The organism is Stenotrophomonas sp. As-7, assembly GCF_030291015.1.
Classification (GTDB): domain Bacteria; phylum Pseudomonadota; class Gammaproteobacteria; order Xanthomonadales; family Xanthomonadaceae; genus Stenotrophomonas; species Stenotrophomonas lactitubi.
Genome location: NZ_CP127405.1, coordinates 98932 through 117375, shown reverse-complemented (window position 1 = coordinate 117375; position 18444 = coordinate 98932). Strand labels below are relative to the sequence as shown.

The window sequence follows — 18444 nt, the reverse complement described above, 5'->3', positions numbered from 1 at the left end:
CCCTGGCTGATTTGGCCGCACGCGATGGAAACCGGACTGTGCCTGCATGGATTCCAGCAAAAGCCTGTAAACGGAAGTCCAGAGACTGTGGTCAAAGACAGTCTTTCCCGCTTGGGAAAGATCATAGAAATCTCGCTCCCAACGGCCGATCCAGCTTTCAGGAGTGAGGAGTTCCAGCGAGAGGCAATCTCCTACTGGAAGAATCAGCAGTCCGTTTCGAATCAGAACGTCTCGCTGTTGAAGCGACCTTCGCGTTCAAGATCCCTCATTGCCGTCACTGTGCCACGCATGCGGTCACATGACGGCATTGAGCCAGTCTGGATAGCTGAAAGCGCCGACGATATCAGCGCACACATTAGGAGAGTTGCAGGCGTCCGGGTGAACATCCGGGCACCGGCTAGCGCTGCATTCTATCTAAGGTTGACGAGCTATCCGGAGATCAAGGCCCCATCACCAGAAGGATGGCTTGCCTGGCTCACGCCCCATGTGGCGGTAGACGACTTCGCCAAACTTCTATTCTGGTTTGGAGAGTCGAGCTCGATGATTAGTAGATGGGTCGCCCTGGAGCTTCCGGGTGGCAGCGACTCTGCCATCTACTGTCTGAACCTGCGGGATCACTCCCTGCTTCCGAATCGTGGAGTCACGCTAGGGGTGAGAGCGGGCCGTAGGCAGGCGACACGGACCAGTCGGGACAGCCTAGTCATTGTCTCGGCCACCATCAACGTTCTTGATCGGCGCGAGATCCTATCGCGAGATCGGAGCATTGACGCTCCTCTTCTATCTGAAGCCCGCATTGTCATCGTCGGGCAAGGATCGCTGGGCAGCCCAGTTGCACTACACCTAGCTCGGGCAGGTGTAGGTCACCTCACCGTCATTGACCCCGATGAACTGACATCAGCCAACTTGGGTCGTCACGTCCTGGGGACGGATGAACTCGGTAGAAACAAGGCGCTCGCGATGCGAGACCGCTTACAGCGAGATGTTCCTATTGTTTCGGTAGTCGCCATCCCGGCGCATGTCGAACTCGCGCTACTGACGCATCCAGAGGTGTTCGAAAGCGCTGACATTGTGATCGTCACCAGTGCCGACTGGGCATCAGAGGTGGCACTCTGGCGAAAGAAGAGCGACGGCGCCAACTGGCGACTGATTCAATCCTGGAGTGAGCCCAACGCACTCGTCGGTCATGCCCTAGTCGCGCCTGCGGGCTCCGCAGATGCCCGCCATCTGTTCACGGACAAAGGAAGGTTCAAGCACGCATTCACAACGTGGCCAGGAGGCGGCAGTGTCCCGTTGCCTGCGTGTGGGCAAAGTTTCATCCCTGGTGGCGAAATTGGAATGTCAGGGGTAGCCGGCATGGTTGCACAGGTTGGAATTGCTAGCCTGGCTCACCGTGGAGAGGAACGCCTGTGGGTTAGTAGTGTGTCGAACCCGCAGCTGGCTGAAGGACTTGGGGGAAGCTACATCGGCCCTGTCCTTCCTGAGCATGCGACAAGTATGACCTTGACCCGCGCGTGGCCTGAGGCGGTTCCTAATGAATGATCTTCTTTGGGAGTGGAGTTGGCCCGCCGTTGACGGCTCCGTGCTCGTACCGGCAAGCCTCCTGGAGTCGCTCGCCAGATATCGCCAACGCGCGTGGAACTTCGAACGCGGTGGACAACTCTTCATTGACCCAGCAGATCCACGCGGCCTGGTCCTCTCAGTGGCAACAGCACCAGATGGCCGAGACCGGGCCGGCTGGACCTGGCTGGAGCTTGACCCGAACCGATGCAAGGACGAGATCCGGAAGTACAACAGCTTGGGAATGCGCCTCATCGGTCACTGGCACACCCATCCCCAAAGCGTACCCAGGATCTCAACTACAGACATCAGCAGCGTCGGTCGCTTTGCACAGGCAAATGCCCAATTCCTCGAGAATCCGCTGGCAGTCATTGTCGGCCAGTCACCTGAACCCGAGGGGATCCAAGCATGGCTTTTTCGAGAGGGGAGGCCCCTCCTTGCTCAGAGAAGGGTGATGGACACGCAGTCATGATTGACCAGCCGCCCGCACCATAAGTAGTCGACAAAGCTCAGCCTGGTACCGCGCGTCATCGAGCGCATTGTGATTCGGCCTCAGGGCGGGGCCGAGCAGGGATGACATCTGGCTCGACTTCGTCTGATCCCACCTGACGCCAACGACCCCCATGAAGTAGGCCTTGAGGTCCAACGCAGTGAAGCCAAACGGGTTTCCTCCACAGTACTTGTGGAAGTAGTAGTTGACGAACGACCAGTCGAAGGGAGCGTTAAGACCAACGAAGACTGGTCGCTGCCCGTCAACGCATGTACTAGCGACCCAATCGGACAGACCTTGCATCCCGCGACTTGGCTGACTGCCACTCAGCCTCAACTGATCAAGATCCAAGCCCGTGACGGCCACTGCCTCTGGGTCATGCCTTGGGCTGTCAGGCTTCAGCTCTACATAGAATGACAACTCCGGCTGATGGACAACGACTGCCCCGATGGACAGAAGGCTGAACTCACCAGGGATGGGGCCAGATGTTTCAACGTCTACTGAGATGAAGTGTTCCGGCATTGGCGCAGCCTCCATAGCCCACGTAGTTAGTTAGATGCTGGCCCTAGCGGCCCACACCGATTTCAATTTGGCCTGCTACTGCGCATCACGATAGAGCAAGACAAGTTGCGGCGCTAAATTAAGGCAAAGAGATCACTGATTGCAATTCGAATGGAATCGAATCTTTGCAGCAACAGTGTTTCATAAGGCTGTAAATTGCACCGATCATTACTAATCAATTGCATACAGAAATGATGCTGTCTGCCTAGGCAGTTGGCCAAGCCAATTGGTTTCCGCCATCGAGCTCACCGCACTACTGGATGCGACGTACAAACACTCAACGCGCCACCACGCGAACGATAGTGATCCCTCGCTCCCTGCACGTCGCTTCGATGCGCGCGCGTCATCTGCGCAACTCAGCGACACTAGGCTCAAGTTCGTCGCTCAAGTGCAATAACTGTGCGACTGGTGAACGATGACGCAAGGGATGCCATGCCCTTTAGCCGCAAGGCTTTACTAAAGTCTGTCGCCAGCGTGCCGGACGCGCTTCAAGTCTGAGTCTGTGCGAGGTGTTTGCCTCACGATAAAAATGGTTTAGCGTTCCGATGATGAATTCCCACGCTATCCATCAACACGTCCTTCAGTCCCGCTCGCTCGGCGAGCTCACTGAGCGGATCGCGAGTGAGCACGGCTTGTTCGTTCCGATTACGGAGGCTTGGCAAGCGATGGGTTTTCGAACCTATGGAGCTGCACGTAGGGCTGCGGCAAACGGCCGGCTAGGCATTCCGGCGGTATTTCTTCCTGGGAGGAGAACACGCGTCATTCGAGCGGGCGACTTGGCCGGATGGCTGTTTGATCAGTACAAGCGGACTGATGGACTGAACTAGACTGATGATCAATAAGGAGCAAGCGCACTAAGTGGCTAGCCCATAGAACGAGGCCCGTGCTTGCGGAAGCACGGGCCTCGGGAACCGCTAGGGTACGTCTGATTTCTTGGCCAGACGACCCTACGATACCACCTCGTGGGGCCCCGTCAAAGCGGGGAGGCCTGTCTTTGTGCCTAAATTATGGCCAGGTCAACAAGGCCGGTAGGTCTGCCGGATTCACTATGCACGAATGGCAATTTTCAGTTCATATCTGAAGATGAGTTGAGGCCGTGCGCAGAGGCCGAGTGGTCTGTAGGCTGCCGCCCTCGTACAGCAAGTAGCCTGACTGGCTTCTTGAGTGTGGAGGAGACGATCTCGCACCTTTGCTCCGTTGGTCTGACGCAAGATGGGATCGATTACGTCATTCAGGCTCTCCATAGTCGGCCAAGTCGAAAGGTCGGCGGAGCGCACCAGCGGGGTCGGATTGGCGAGATTCTGAGCTACGTGCAGGGCGGCTTTAGGGAAGTCCCGACTGCAGCAACGATACAGTTTGAGTCGAGCTCGGAGCACGACTTTGCAATTTGCATCAGCGCAAACCCGTCCACTCTCTTCCTAATTGACCAGCCCACAACGATCTCCGTGCCTTGGACCTCGGATGCCGGTCGAGTGCAAGACTGTCTCCATACTCCAGACTACTTGGTCATCTACCGTGACAAAGTAGTTGTATATGAGATCAAGCCACTTGAAGTGCTGACCTCCCTTATCAAGGACAGACCACATCACTGGGCGTACGAGAACGGCTTTTTCACATACTTGCCGCCACATAAGCACTTCGAAGAGATGGGCATTACTCATCAGGTGGTTCCGTCGGAGACCATCTCATGGATCTACTCAGAGAACCTGAGAATAGTTTCAAGTCCGGCCATAGTTGACTCGGAGTGTGATGAACACACACTCTCGCGCATAAGACAATTTGTGGCCAAGCACGAGCCGACGTGCCTAGCAACAGTTCTCGAAAGGCTACGATTACCTAACGGGATGGACATTCTTAGGGCCATCTCTGATGGCCAAGTATTCGTCGATCTTGAGCGCTGCAGTTTGTGGGACCCCGAAAATCTGAGCATCTGCAGTACGCTAGGCAATGCCCGCCTAGTAGGTACCGCCGTTCATGAGTTGGCGGCCGAGGCAAGGCGTGGTGAAGATATGGCGTGGGTCACTTGCAACCCCAAGCATCTACTGCTCGTCGGCCTTCGCTTTGCGCTCGTGATGGGAGCAGACACTTCCGAGTTCGGCTCTATCAGTACTTATGGAGAGCGCACCCATCAGCGACTTAGAAAGGCCTACAAGGATCAAGGCTTACAGGGCCTTATTCCGAAATGGGACAAATGCGGCAGAAAGCGCAAGTACAGCCCCGAAGACATCGATTTCGCGATTGCACGCATCAGGATTGATCGCGGAAGCACGAACCACGACTCAGTTCAGCAGTCCTTTGCCAGGTACCGCGTTGATATCTCTGAGGCCGCGAAACAAGGCAAGGTCATCGGCTCAGTCGGGATTAGCTTGTACTACGGACTCTGGAGACGCCGGCGCCACAACCTCAAAGACGCGCATGGAGTTGGTGGGAAGCGCAAGGCGAACTCAGACTCACCTTACGGCGACCCCGCCGTTCAGAAGCCACTCTGCACGCTACCTTTCCAGGTTGCTCACAGTGATCACTGCAGCCTTCCTGTGCTCTGCAAGGAGTCCGATCGCTTTCCTCAGCTCAGTAGTCTGGTCTGCCACAAGCACCAGGAGATCCTTGCAGCCGTCGTTCGATTCGAGCCTCCCAGCACAGTCACGCTCGGGCTTCTCATGCGCCAGTGCGTTCGCAAACATGGGTATCTGCCCCGATACATCTACACTGACTGTGGCTCGGACTATCGCAGCAAGCAGTTCACTATCGCCATGGCCGACCTCGGAGTCTCCGTGATGCATCGCCCGCCGGCGAGGGCGAAGGCTGGCAGTGAAATTGAACGCTACCACTGGACGTTGCAGGAAACCGCCATCAAGGGTGGAACCGGATACGTGCCGCCGGTGAAGACTACACGGGGGGTGTCCTCATCGCATCAGCCTAGGAATCTCGAGCACCGGCGTCATCGTGATCTCCTGGTTGATATCAATATCGCGATCGACATGATCAATGACGGATCAGCCTATGAAGAGGATGGTCAAGATTTGATCCGTCTGCGAAAGCAGTCTGAGGATCTCTTTGGACCCCAAGGAGTCCCGCATGAGATGGACTTCAGGTTCCACGTGTGCACTTCACCCTTCATCAAGGACGCACATAGCGTGACAGAAGCAAGGGGCGCCATACGCTGGAATGATCGTCGCTACCTCTCTCCAGTACTGGTCGGTCAGTCGATCAAAGTGACCGCGCTGCATCCTCGCCTCGATCCAGAGTCCGGTGGATCGGTGATGTACTTCTTCTTGGATGGCCGTTGGCATACGGCGATTTGCCGCGAACGGCTGGCATCGGCCGGACGGAGCATTGAATCCATCTTGAAGGAGGCTGCGCATGACTACGAGGCAAGAGGGGCAACTGCAAGCCTCCTGCCGTTGCACGAAGCAATCGAAGTGTCTAGACGAGCTAGGCGCGGCGACAACCGCCTCACCTCTTACTCTGGTCCCGACCTCAGTCGGAACCTGCGTGTGGCCGCCAGTGACTACCAGTCGCTTGAGGCATACGTAACTTCAGGCAGCAGCAACGATGAGGATTTTCTCGTGGCACCAACACCATGCCGCCAAAGCTTGGACTCCGCACTGCCTGACAGCGGCGACATCGACGAATGGGACGATCTTGGTGAGATCGAGATCCATGACGGTGATGCTCCATGATCGCGTGTCCGAAAAGTAGGTTTGTCTTGGAGCTGGAGAACCTGACGCCAGCATTCACGGCGGCACCCATCATGCACGCGAACTTCGCTACGCTTTGGCGCTATCTGAAGACCTTCACGAGCCTGAGCAACGGCGGGGACATCATCCTCATAGTGGGGCCCTCCAACAATGGCAAATCCCAATTGCTAGGCCTCCTCACGAAGCACATTCGAGAAACGCTTTACCCATTCGTTGAGCTAGGTCATGTCCCTATCATTGGAGCGAAGGCGAACCCATCCAGGGACTCTCGGATGACCCCCAAGCAGCTGATCCGATCACTTCTTGAAGATGGCGGCCACCCTCTTTTTGATCCTCAGCGGCGTGAGCAGGCGGGCTTCTATCCAAGAGAGAATAGATTCAGTGAGGACGGCCTGCTGGGAAATTTGACTGAGCTTCTGTCCCGCCGAGGCGTTCGGTACGTGTTGATCGATGAGGGCCAGGCTATCACGCGCACCAAGGATCCACAGTTCGCCGCGACACTGATGGAGTCTCTAAAGACATTGGCTGGGTCTGACCGAAACCTTGTTGTGTGTGGAGGCTACGACCTACTCGAGCCCGCGCTCTCGGTTCGTTCGCACTTGGCAGTTCGGACGATCGTGCTCCACTTGGCTCCGTACGAACTGACTACAGGCTTGACCGAGTGGAAGAGAATTCTCAAGACCCTTTCGACTACCCCCAAGCTTGAAGGACTAGGACGGGTCTTTAACGATTCAGCACAGATGTTGCTGACGGAGTCGAATGGATGTGTCGGCGTTCTTGAGCGCAGACTCAAGGACTGCCTGTCTTGGTGCTCGGCTCAGAGCATTCCTTTTGACAAGGCAGCTCTCTCTGAGCGTCGTCCTACAAAATTGCAGTGGGAGGTTCAGCGAAAGGACATCGCGGATGGCATCGATCAACTTCATCAAGTGGATTGGGAAGCAGGTGCAGGCGGTGAAGTTACGTTGATTGGTCTTGCCAAGAAGAAGCAGGCTGAGACGCCTCGAACTGTACCGCGCCCCAAGAAGCAGAAGCCGTTCCAACGTAACCCCGATCGATTTCCCGGCGTCCGATGAGCACGTTCTTTCTCAAGGTCCTTCCGATCGGTATTGCGACAGATGAAGTGGAGTCTCTCTTGTCGTTTCTGTTCCGCTTGGCGAGCGCTAATGGCGTCACCCTCATTCAGCTCGTGGAACTGGCTAGACGAGCGAGGTTGCACTCTGCCACTGGAGAACACTGCAGCAAGCCTCAGCGCGCATTTGATTTGCGCGCTCAGCTCAGTGCTGTCGAGGCTCTAAGTGGCAACAAAGACTTAGCGAGGCTGACATATCTTCCTCTCTCAGCTGACAACGGGGCTGCTACTGGAAGATCGCTGCGAGACATTCGGGCGTGGTGCGAGCAATGCTTTGTCGAAGATCACAGAGTCGGGCGCCAACCGTTTGACCGTTTGATATGGTCTGCGCGCTTCATGATGAGATGCCCCTTTCACAAAGTTCTGTTGCGAACAACTTGTCCGATATGTATGGATCCGCAGCCTGTTAGAGGAAAGCGTAATGTATTCAGTACTCACGGCGTTGACCGCTGCGTTTATTGCGCGTCTAGCCTTGTCGGGCCTACTCGTCTCCTCCGTCCGGAATTCAGGCCTTTTTTTGGAGAAATTGAAGTTCAAGAGCTAGTTGGTGCGATCTCGACCGGAGATTTGACGAGCACGGGGGCGCGCTGCCTGGCAACCTTCTACCAGTCGCTGGACGGCTCCAGCCGGCTGCGAGAGGAGATGGAGTCTGATCTCTTGCCAGACGTTGCACATTCGTGTCTGCCGACAATCGCCAACGTCGTCGCCACTGCTTGCAAGTATCAGGTCTCAGCAGTGTCCCTGATCCTCACGCCTGAGCTTGCTGCAGAGCAAGTGAATAGATTTTTCTTCGATTCCCACTTCGTTCCAGGCAGGGCACGCATTAAGAGCGAAGCCCTCCTGCTTCAGTCGATCCGTACGACCCTTGAAGCGGGGATGCATAGTCCTCCTGAACATCCGATACCGACTCTTGCTCAGGTAGGTGCGCTGTTCGCCATGAGGAACTTGAACTTTGTCAGTTCCTTCCCTGTGCTCGCCGAGAAGTACTTAGAGAGAACTCGTTGGCAAGCCGCCCGAGTCTTAGACTGCGGGCTCGGCTAGTAGGATGAGTCGCGCACTACTGAGCCCTACCGCGCAGAGTGTCCTCACTAGTGCACTCCTCAGTGGTGAACGTTGCTTTGTCGTCGCAAGAAAGCTGTTCTCTTTGGGACTTCGTTATCAGAGGGCCAGGTTGGTGGCCCGTGAGATTTCTGCCTTTGGTTTTGCGGTCGTGGATTGGGGAGTCAAGGGATATCGAATTGAGCTGGACGAGCCACTTGTCGCTTGGTCTCTTGTCCAAGCTCACGCTGCAAGTCCTGTGACTAAGATTGTCCGTCGCCCTTACAGCGAGCAAATTCCTGAGTCCGCTCGTTTCTCCGGCCCTTCAGCTCTAGCCATCATCACAGGCATGAGTCCTCCAGCGACCCGACGACTGGCGGTCTTTCAGGAAGGTGGGCGTGAATTTCTCAGCCAGCTCTGTGCCAACGGATGTGGCGTGAGATTTGACGAGGTGGAGCTATGGAATGTTCCTCCTGCCGCGCTTGCGGTTGGCACCCGCCACGTTGATCCTCTTTCACTCTTCCTCACACTACGTGAAGTGATGGAGCCGGGTGGGCTTACCCTTGTTCAGCGGTCAATTTTGAATCTTTGGCCGCCTTCTGGCTCCCAAGTGCGTGAGACAGGGCGTTACCGCACGCGTTGAGGCGCTCACACATTTCCTTTCCAATCAATAATTTATACGACCGAAGTGGCTGCAATTCCTGCGGCGACAAACTTTTTCGAAATTCGGCGTCAATCTTTAATCAACTGCACATTAAACCTTTTGCACCGGGGCGCGCATCCGACCCATGGCCTGTCACCTGCGGCAGCCGTCATCGCCGCCGATCTACCTGCCCTCCGGATCCCGCATGCCTCGCCAGACGCTACGAACCCTGCTCATGATCATCAGCCTGCTGCCCTTCGCCGCTGTCTCCGCCAACCAGGACCAGGCCAACGACCAGACCCGTCGTTTCATCCGCCAGACCATGCAGGAACAGCGCATCCCGGGCCTGCAGATCGCCGTGGTCAAGGATGGCCAAGTGGTGCTGTCGGAAACCTACGGGCTGGCCAACGTCGAGAACGGCGTGGTCGCCACCCGCAGCACACGGTTCCCGCTCAACTCGGCCACCAAATCCTTCACCGGCGTCGCTTTGGCGCAGCTGGCAGAGGACGGGCGGGTGGATCTCGACGCACCGGTCTGGCGCTATCTCGATGACTTGCCCGCGAGCTGGCAGGCGGTGCGCGTGCGCCAGCTGCTTGCCCACACCTCCGGCCTGCCCGATATCCTCGATGCAGAAGGACTGCTGGGCGGTGGTTCTGAACAAGACGCATGGCAGGCAGTCCGCGCGCTGCCGGCAGAGGCCGTAGCGGGCGAGCGTTTCCAGTACAACCAGACCAACTACGTGCTGCTGGCGCGGATCATCGCGCGGCAATCCGGCATGCCCTACGAACGCTTCCTGGCAACACGCCAGTTCTCCACCGCGCGCATGCCGCGCACCACGTTCGGCGACAGCTACGACCTTATCCCGGACGCAGCGACGATGTACAGCTACCTGCCACGCGCCACCGATGCCAAGGATGCGACGCCACGGCTGTCGCACTGGTTCTACGACATGCCGCCCAGCCTGTGGGCGGGGGGCGGCATCCTCACCACGGCCGATGACGCCGCACGCTGGTTGGTTGCATTGCAGGAGGGTCGCCTGCTGGAGCAGCGCGCGGTGCAGCAGATGTGGACGGCCGAGCGCCTCAACGATGGCAGCACCGGCGACTGGGCCGCCGGCTGGCCGGTGTTCAACACCGCGCCCGACCTGCAGGTGGGTGGCATGGGCGGCGCGCGCTCGGCTTTCATCGTCTATCCCGAGCACGACCTCGCCGTTGTCGTGCTGACCAATCTGGTCGGCGCCAACCCGCAGCAGTTCATCCCGCGTATTGCCGGTTTCTATTCCGCTGCGCGCTAACCGCGCGGCCCGCCCATCACCGGCAGGATCACCCCGCTGATGTAGCTGGCGCAGGCCGGTGAGGCCAGGAACACATAGGCTGGCGACAGTTCTTCCGGCTGTGCCGGCCTGCCCATGTCGCTGTCCTTGCCGAACTCGGCCACATCCTTCGCCTGCTTGTCGGCGGGATTCAGCGGCGTCCACACCGGGCCCGGCGCCACGCAGTTGACGCGGATGCCGCGCGGCAGCAGCTGGCTGGCCAGTGCTTTGGTGAACGCATGGATGGCGCCCTTGGTGGCCGAGTAATCGATCAGCGCCTTGCTGCCGAACAGGCCGGTTTCCGAACCGGTATTGATGATGCTGGCGCCCTCGCCCAGATGTGGCAGCACCGCACGCGCCATCTGGATGTAGCCGCCGATGTTGGTCTGCAGGGTCTCCTGCAGATGCGCATCTTCCAGGTCTTCCAACCGTTCGCAATGCAGCTGGAACGCCGCGTTGTTGACCAGGATGTCGATGCCGCCGAAGGCCTTGGCCACCTGTTTCACGGCCTTGTTGCAGAAGCGCGGATCGCGCACGTCGCCGGCGATCACCACGCAGCGGCCGCCCTCCTTCTCCACGTGCTGGCGGGTCAGCTCGGCGTCCTTGGCTTCGTCCAGATGCAGCACCGCGACGTCGGCGCCTTCGCGGGCGAACAGTACTGCCACTGCGCGGCCGATGCCAGAATCGCCACCGGTGACGATCGCGCGCATGCCCTGCAGCTTGCCGCTGCCGACGTAGTCCGGTGCCAGGAAGCGCGGTGCCAGTTCCAGCGCATGCTCATGGCCTGGCTTGGCCAGTTGCTGCGCCGGCATCGTCTCCGGCTGACGGCGTGGGCCCGCCTGGGTGGCGGTCTTCTTGGTCGCCTTTTTCGTTGCCTTCTTCGCTGCGCGTACGTCCTTCGCTTTTTCCTGGTCCTGCAGGCGTCGCTGCCGCGCTGCCACACGCGCCGCGCGCGGATCGGAAGCGGCGGCCTTGCGGGTGGCGGTCTTCACCACGCGTGGGCGCTCGGATGTGGCGGTCTCGGCGGGGGCTGGCGCCGCCTGGGTGCCCTTGCGCACCTTCGGCGATGCCTTGCGGCGGGCGGGGGTCTTCGTGGTGGTGGCCATGCAGGTCTCCTCGGGGGATGGGGGTTGCCGGCCAGCGGCCGGCACTACCGGGGCGCGTGCGCCGCAGTACCGGGGGCGGCGTGCGCCGCTCGTGCAGTGTCTCCACGCAGGCTGTTGGCGGCAGTGAGCGCACCGTGTCCATCGCGTGCACGGCATTCATTCCGCCACCACGCGCGTCGTCGCACCCTGCAGGCCACAACACGAGGAACGTCCCCATGAAACATGCCATTGCCACCGCCGCCGTCTGCTTCGCTCTCGCCGCCTGCAGCAGCAGCCCCGTCGCCCAGATCCAGCCGATCGACGGGGTGATTTCCGGCCAGTGCCATTCGGACATGGTGCGCGGCGCGGTCGGCCTTGCAGCATCGGATGCCACCGTCGAGCGTGCCCGCGTCGACAGCGACAGCCTGCACGTGCAGGTGCTGCGTCACGACGGTCCGCGCGTGCCGCCGGCCAGTGAAGGCGGTGAGCGCCTGACCATCGAAAAGGGCCGCACCAACAACATTACTGCCATCTACTGCGGCTGATCGTTACGACGCGCCGCCGCGCTTGGCCAGGCGCCGCGCCCGACGCAGTACTTTCAGCGTCGCCTGCTCCCACTGCCGCGGGCCGCGCAGGCCCGCCAGTGCAGTCAGCTCGCCGCGTTCCCAGCCGGCAAACACGCAGGGATCAATGTAGGCCTTGCGACATACCGCTGGCGTATTGCCCAGCCGCGCGGCCACCTGGCAGACCACCTCCCGCTGCGCCTTGGCCAGCGCGCGCTGGCTGGGCGGTTCGGGCAGCTCGGTGGCGGCGAAGGCCTGCACTGCCGCCATCGTGCCGCCCCAGGTGCGGAAATCCTTGGCGGTGAAGTCTTCGCCCATCACCTCGCGCAGGTAGTCGTTCACCGCGCCTGAATCCACCGGCTGCACCTCGTCCGCGTCGTCGCGATACTGGAACAGGGCCTGCCCCGGCAGCTGCTGCACGCTGCGCACCAGCGCGCCCAGCCGACGGTCGCCCACCGTCACCTCATGCAACTGGCCGGACTTGCCGCGGAAGCGCATGCGCACCCGGCCGCCCCGAAGCAGATCCAGGTGACGGTTGCGCAGCGTTGTCAGGCCATACGACTTGTTCTCCTGCGCATAGGTCTCGTTGCCCACGCGCACCAGCGTGTCTGCCAGCAGCGCCACCACCACCGCCAGCACCTTCTCACGGGGGAAGCCACTGCGCTTGAGATCGCGGCCGAGACGCCGTCGCAGCGCCGGCAACGCTTGGCCGAAGGCGATGATGCGGTCGAACTTGCCGGCATCACGCACCGCCGCCCAATCGGCGTGGTAGCGGTACTGCTTGCGCCCGCGCGCGTCGCGGCCGGTGGCCTGCAGATGGCCGTTGGCATGGGCGCAGATCCACACCGCGGTGTAGGCCGGGGGCACGGCCAGCGAGCGGATGCGCTGCAGTGTGGCGGCATCGCGTATGGCATGACCGTCGGCATCGCGATAGGAGAAGCCTTTGCCAGCGCGGACGCGGCTGAAACCGGGCTGTGTGTCATCGACGTAGCGCAGGCCGGCGGCGCGCGCGGCCTGGCGTTCGGGTGTAGGGGTGGCGGGCATGCCGTCAGTCTGCCGAGCGGCGCGGCGTGGCCACGTCAATAACGCAAGACAAACACGTGAGGGTGGGTTCGCCGCTATGCTCGGCCTTTCACCGTCCCTTCCATTCCGGAGTCATGATGTCGTTCCCGATCCGCGCCCGTTCCCTCTCCGCCCTGCTGCTGCCGGCCGTGCTGGCCCTGACCGCCTGCCAGGCGCCGTCGCTGGATGAGCAGGACTCGGCCACCGCCCACGCACAGCAGGCCGCCGAGGCTGCCAAGGCGCCGGCCGACGAAGCCGGCAAGGCCACCGAAGCACCGCCGGTCGGCAACTGCGACGCCAGCCAGGTGCAGAGCCTGGTCGGCCAGGCCTATACCGAAGCACTGGGCAAGCAGGCCCAGGAAGATGCAGCGGCCAAGCAGATCCGCGTCCTGCACCCCAATGACGTCACCACGATGGAATTCGTGGGCGACCGCCTGAACATCGAGGTGGACGCGAAGGACGTGGTCAGCGGCGTCCGCTGCGGCTGACCCATCCCGCGCCGGCAAGCGTTTGCCGGCGCTTTGGTTGCGGCTGCAACCGTGTATTGCGGCGTTGCAGCAACCTGTGATCTAGTCGAGGCATCCGGTGGCCTCACGATGCGCTCCAGGAAGAGCACGGCGTGTGCGTCAGGGTGAGTGTGAAGACCCTTGGCGTGCGGCCAGACAAGGCGCGCGCCGCAGCGCAGGCGAGTGCCTGCGCAAGGTGAGCAACGCCGTATGGGCGTGCGCCAAGCGGCTTCCCGACGGGCCGCGCCATGCGCGGCACACTCCACCATGACGTACAGGGCGTGCTCTACAGAGCGGGCAGGAGTGTCCCCGTTCATTTCAATCTGCATCGAGGTAGAGATGGCCCCCCGCAACCGCCAAGGGCTTTACGACCCGCGCTCCGAGCGCGATGCCTGTGGATTTGGCATGGTCGCCCAGCTCGACGACCAGCCTTCGCGCCTGCTGGTCGATACCGCCATCGCCGCGCTTTCGCGAATGACCCACCGGGGTGGTGTCGCCGCCGACGGGCTGACCGGTGATGGCTGCGGCCTGCTGCTGCGCCGCCCCGATGTGTTCCTGAAACTGCTGGCCAGCGAAGCGGGCATCGCCGTCGGCGCGCGCTTCACTGCCGGCCTGGTGTTCCTGCCGCACGACGCCGACGCTGCGCAGGCGTGCCGCACACAGCTGCAGCAGCAGATCGAGGCGGTGGGTTGCAAGGTGGCCGGCTGGCGCGAGGTACCGACCGACGACAGCGTCTGCGGGCAACTGGCGCGCGATACCCTGCCGCGCATCGAACAGGTGTTCGTCGATGCCGGCGTCGGCCAGGATGACGCCGGTTTCGGCCTGGCCCTGTTCCTGGCCCGTCGCCGCAGCGAACAGCTGCTGCGTGCGCACGCCGACTACTACGTCACCACGCTCAGCCCCAATGCCATCAGCTACAAGGGCATGGTGCTGCCGGACAAGCTCAGCCGCTTCTTCCCGGACCTGCAGCGTCGCGAACTGGCCTCCAGCGCCATCGTGTTCCATCAGCGCTTCTCCACCAATACGCTGCCGCGCTGGCCACTGGCACACCCCTTCCGGATGCTCGCCCACAACGGCGAGATCAACACCATCGAGGGCAACCGCCGCTGGGCGCAGGCGCGCAGCAAGGTGTGGAAGACGCCCCGTTTCGACATCGGCGAGTTCGACCCGGTCATCTCGATGCACGGCTCGGATTCGCAGAGCCTGGACAACATGCTGGAACTGATGGTGTCCGCTGGCATGGAGCTGATCCAGGCCCTGCGCATCCTGGTGCCGCCGGCCACGCAGTCGCTGGAATTCAAGGACCCGGACCTGGCTGCGTTCTACGAGTTCCACGGCCTCAACAGCGAGCCGTGGGACGGCCCGGCCGGCATCGTTGCCTGCGACAGCCGCTACGCCGTGTGTACCCTCGACCGCAACGGCCTGCGCCCGGCGCGCTGGATGCTGACCGCCGATCGCCACTTCCTGGTCGCCTCCGAAGCAGGTGTGTGGGAAGTGCCGACCGAGCGCGTGGTGCGCAAGGGCAAGCTCGGTCCGGGCGAGATGATCGCCATCGACCTCAAACGCGGTGACCTGCTCGATTCGGAAGCCATCGATCGCATCAACCGCGGCCGTGCACCGTACAAGCAGTGGCTGCAGCAGGGCGTCACCTACCTGCAGACCGAACTGATCGATCCCTCGCTGGTGGAGGAACCCTTCGACGAAAGCACCCTGCGCAGTTACCACAAGCTGTACCAGCTCAGCAGCGAGGAAGTGGAGCAGGTGCTGCGGCCGCTGGCCGAGACCGAACAGGAAGCCACCGGCTCGATGGGCGATGACACGCCGATGGCCGTGCTCAGCCAGCGCAGCCGTCCGCTGTACGACTACTTCCGCCAGGCCTTCGCGCAGGTCACCAACCCGCCGATCGACCCGCTGCGCGAAGACTGCGCGATGTCCCTGTCCACCCAGCTCGGCAAGGAGACCAACATCTTCCATGCCGGCCCGGAGACGGTGAACCACGTCATCCTCAATTCGCCGGTGCTGAGCCAGCGCAAGCTGCGCCAGCTGCTGAAGATGGACCAGTACGTGCAGGCCAACCGCCTGCTCGACCTGTCCTACAGCGAAGACGAAGGCCTGCGTGCGGGCATCGAACGCATCTGCGCCGAAGCCGAACAGGCTGCGCGCGATGGCATGGTGATGCTGCTGCTGTCCGACCGCTACCCGGTGGCCGGGCGGCCGATGGTGCATGCGTTGCTGGCCACCAGTGCGGTCCACCACCACCTGTCGCGCCTGGGCCTGCGCTGCGACGTCAACCTGATCGTCGAGACCGGCAGCGCGCGCGATGCGCACCACATGGCCTGCCTGCTCGGCTTCGGTGCCACGGCGGTATACCCGTACCTGGCCTACCAGACCCTGTTCGACCTGGGTCGTCGCGGCATCCTCAAGCTCAGCAAGGGCGGCGAGCAGTCGCAGATCGGCCGCCGCTACCGCAAGGGCATCTACAAGGGCCTGTCGAAGATCATCTCGAAGATGGGCATCTGCACCGTGGCCAGCTATCGCGGTGCGCAGCTGTTCGAAATCATCGGGCTGGAACCGGAGGTCGTGGACCTGTGCTTCCCCGATACCGCCTCGCGCATCGGTGGCGCCGGTTTCGCACGCCTGGATGCCGATGCACGTGAACTGTGCGCGCAGGCCTGGGATGCACAGCAGGGCGTGGATGTCGGCGGCCTGCTGAAGTATGTGCACGGCGGCGAATACCACATGTACAACCCGGACGTGGTGACCACCCTGCAGCGCGCGGCGCGCAGTGGAGACCCGCGTGCGTGGCAGCAGTACTGCGATGCCGTGCATGCGCGCCCGCCCTCGGCGTTGCGCGACCTGCTGCAGCTGGTGCCGGCGGCGACGCCGACGCCATTGGACGACGTCGCACCGGCCAGCGAGCTGTTCCCGCGCTTCGATACCGCAGCGATCAGCCTCGGTGCGCTTTCGCCCGAGGCGCATGAAGCGCTGGCGATTGCGATGAACCGCCTCGGTGGCCGCAGCAATTCCGGCGAAGGTGGCGAAGACCCGGCGCGCTATGGCACCGACAAGCGCAGCAAGATCAAGCAGGTGGCCTCGGGCCGCTTCGGCGTCACCGCCGAATACCTGGTCAATGCCGAAGTGCTGCAGATCAAGGTCGCCCAAGGCGCAAAGCCCGGCGAAGGCGGTCAGCTGCCCGGGCACAAGGTCAATGAACTGATCGCGCGGCTGCGCTATGCCAGGCCCGGTATCGGCCTGATCTCGCCGCCGCCGCACCACGACATCTACTCCATCGAAGACCTGGCGCAGCTGATCTACGACCTCAAGCAGGTCAACCCGACCGCGCTGGTGTCGGTGAAGCTGGTCAGCCATGCCGGTGTAGGCACGATCGCTGCCGGCGTGGTCAAGGCCGGTGCCGACCTCATCACCATTTCCGGCCACGACGGCGGTACCGGTGCGTCGCCGGTCAGTTCGATCCGCTATGCCGGCGTGCCGTGGGAACTGGGCATCGCCGAGGCGCACCAGGCGCTGGTGGCCAACGACCTGCGCGGGCGCACCCTGCTGCAGACCGACGGCGGCCTGAAGACCGGCCTGGACGTGGTCAAGGCGGCGCTGCTGGGCGCGGACAGCTTCGGTTTCGGCACCGCGCCGATGATCGTGCTGGGCTGCAAGTACCTGCGCATCTGCCACCTCAACAACTGCGCCACCGGCGTGGCCACCCAGGACGAGCGCCTGCGCGAGAACCACTTCACCGGCCAACCCGAGCGCGTGGAGAACTTCTTCCGCCTGCTGGCCGAGGAAGTGCGCGGCTGGCTGTCGGTGCTGGGCGCACGCTCGCTGCAGGAGATCGTCGGCCGTACCGACCTGCTGCGCCAGCTTGACGTCTCGCCACGCGAGGACGTGCGCGTGGATCTGTCGCGGCTGCTGGCCGACGCCAGTTACCCGGGCAGCCACTGCGCCGCACAGCGCCTGTACGAATCACCGGACAGCCTGGCCACGCAGATGGACGGCCTGCTGGCCGAGGCCATCGAGCACAAGCGCGGCGGCGAACACCGCTTCCTGATCCACAACACCGACCGCAGCATCGGCACCCGCCTGGCCGGGGCGGTGGCACGCGCGCACGGCAACCAGGGCATGGCCGAATCGCCGCTGGAACTGCGCTTCCGTGGCAGCGCCGGGCAGAGCTTCGGTGCCTTCAACGTCGGCGGTCTGCATCTGGAAGTGGAAGGTGAAGCCAACGACTACGTCGGCAAGGGCATGGCCGGCGGCCGCCTGGTAGTGCGTCCGCCGCGTGGCGCACGCTTCGAGGCACGCAGCACCGCGATCATCGGCAACACCTGCCTGTACGGCGCCACCGGTGGCGAGCTGTTCGCCGCCGGCCGCGCCGGTGAACGTTTCGCCGTGCGCAACTCCGGCGCACTGGCGGTGGTGGAAGGCGCCGGTGATCACTGCTGCGAGTACATGACCGACGGCGTGGTGCTGGTGCTGGGCAAGGTCGGCCTCAACTTCGGTGCCGGCTTCACCGGTGGCCTCGCCTACGTGCTGGACGTGGACCGCGATTTCGTCGACCGCTACAACCACGAGCTGATCGACATCCATCGCGTGTCCGCCGAAGGTTTCGAGAACTATCGCCAGCATCTGCACCGTCTGATCGGCCGTCATCGCGAGCTGACCGGCAGCATCTGGGCGCAGCAGATCATGGATGAGTTCCGCGATTACATCGGCAAGTTCTGGCTGGTCAAACCCAAGGCCGCCAGCATCGAGTCGCTGACCGAAACCCTGCGCCGCGCCGCGTGAGCGCGC

Annotated in this window: 10 protein-coding genes; 7 read left to right on the top strand and 3 right to left on the bottom strand. The window is 61.9% G+C overall.

The genetic code is table 11. The annotated features are described in order from the left end of the window. The first annotated feature begins 24 nt into the window (after positions 1-24). Complete coding sequence (locus QP457_RS00470; protein WP_240196571.1) at positions 25-1539, top strand: ThiF family adenylyltransferase; 1515 nt, start codon at positions 25-27, stop codon at positions 1537-1539. 484 nt (positions 1540-2023) lie between these two features. Here QP457_RS00470 and QP457_RS00465 read toward each other — a convergent pair whose 3' ends face one another. After that, a complete protein-coding gene (locus tag QP457_RS00465) occupies positions 2024-2569 on the bottom strand; it encodes a 3'-5' exonuclease (RefSeq protein ID WP_205405440.1) in 546 nt (181 codons plus the stop codon). A 1511-nt stretch (positions 2570-4080) separates the two neighbouring features. Here QP457_RS00465 and QP457_RS00460 point away from each other — a divergent pair. The 3 genes from QP457_RS00460 to QP457_RS00450 all read left to right on the top strand — a co-directional run bounded on the left by QP457_RS00460 (position 4081) and on the right by QP457_RS00450 (position 10410). After that, positions 4081-6288: a DDE-type integrase/transposase/recombinase gene (locus QP457_RS00460; RefSeq protein WP_205405441.1), complete on the top strand. Its 2208-nt coding sequence runs from the start codon at positions 4081-4083 to the stop codon at positions 6286-6288. A 26-nt stretch (positions 6289-6314) separates the two neighbouring features. After that, entirely contained in the window at positions 6315-7379 is a 1065-nt protein-coding gene (locus QP457_RS00455; protein ID WP_205407016.1) for an AAA family ATPase, read from the top strand. Between the two features lie 1972 nt (positions 7380-9351). Then, positions 9352-10410, top strand: a complete 1059-nt coding sequence (locus QP457_RS00450; protein ID WP_205405444.1) for a serine hydrolase domain-containing protein — start codon at positions 9352-9354, stop codon at positions 10408-10410. Here the strand turns inward: QP457_RS00450 and QP457_RS00445 are convergent. Continuing rightward, complete coding sequence (locus QP457_RS00445) at positions 10407-11534, bottom strand: SDR family oxidoreductase (protein ID WP_205405445.1); 1128 nt, start codon at positions 11532-11534, stop codon at positions 10407-10409. The genes QP457_RS00450 and QP457_RS00445 overlap by 4 nt on opposite strands. Positions 11535-11749: 215 nt before the next feature. On the opposite strand from QP457_RS00445, the gene QP457_RS00440 reads away from it, so the two are divergent. Beyond that, on the top strand, positions 11750-12058 hold the full coding sequence (locus QP457_RS00440) for a hypothetical protein (RefSeq protein WP_100461762.1): 309 nt from the start codon (positions 11750-11752) through the stop codon (positions 12056-12058). 3 nt (positions 12059-12061) lie between these two features. Here the strand turns inward: QP457_RS00440 and QP457_RS00435 are convergent, their stop codons facing one another. After that, complete coding sequence (locus QP457_RS00435; protein WP_180164671.1) at positions 12062-13120, bottom strand: DNA topoisomerase IB; 1059 nt, start codon at positions 13118-13120, stop codon at positions 12062-12064. A gap of 116 nt (positions 13121-13236) precedes the next feature. Here QP457_RS00435 and QP457_RS00430 point away from each other — a divergent pair, with 116 nt between their 5' ends. Then, complete coding sequence (locus tag QP457_RS00430) at positions 13237-13626, top strand: I78 family peptidase inhibitor (RefSeq protein ID WP_100554325.1); 390 nt, start codon at positions 13237-13239, stop codon at positions 13624-13626. Positions 13627-13983: 357 nt separating this feature from the next. After that, positions 13984-18438 (top strand): glutamate synthase large subunit, encoded by a 4455-nt coding sequence (gene gltB / locus QP457_RS00425; protein WP_205405446.1) that lies wholly within the window; start codon positions 13984-13986, stop codon positions 18436-18438. The last annotated feature ends 6 nt before the right edge of the window (positions 18439-18444 follow it).

Excerpts from the sequence above, each read along its gene's own strand:
- QP457_RS00440 (WP_100461762.1), top strand. The coding sequence starts at position 11,750 with ATGAAACATGCCATTGCCACCGCCGCCGTCTGCTTCGCTCTCGCCGCC.
- QP457_RS00465 (WP_205405440.1), bottom strand. The coding sequence starts at position 2,569 with ATGCCGGAACACTTCATCTCAGTAGACGTTGAAACATCTGGCCCCATC.
- QP457_RS00435 (WP_180164671.1), bottom strand. The coding sequence starts at position 13,120 with ATGCCCGCCACCCCTACACCCGAACGCCAGGCCGCGCGCGCCGCCGGC.
- gltB (WP_205405446.1), top strand. The coding sequence starts at position 13,984 with ATGGCCCCCCGCAACCGCCAAGGGCTTTACGACCCGCGCTCCGAGCGC.
- QP457_RS00430 (WP_100554325.1), top strand. The coding sequence starts at position 13,237 with ATGTCGTTCCCGATCCGCGCCCGTTCCCTCTCCGCCCTGCTGCTGCCG.
- QP457_RS00445 (WP_205405445.1), bottom strand. The coding sequence starts at position 11,534 with ATGGCCACCACCACGAAGACCCCCGCCCGCCGCAAGGCATCGCCGAAG.
- QP457_RS00470 (WP_240196571.1), top strand. The coding sequence starts at position 25 with ATGGAAACCGGACTGTGCCTGCATGGATTCCAGCAAAAGCCTGTAAAC.
- QP457_RS00450 (WP_205405444.1), top strand. The coding sequence starts at position 9,352 with ATGATCATCAGCCTGCTGCCCTTCGCCGCTGTCTCCGCCAACCAGGAC.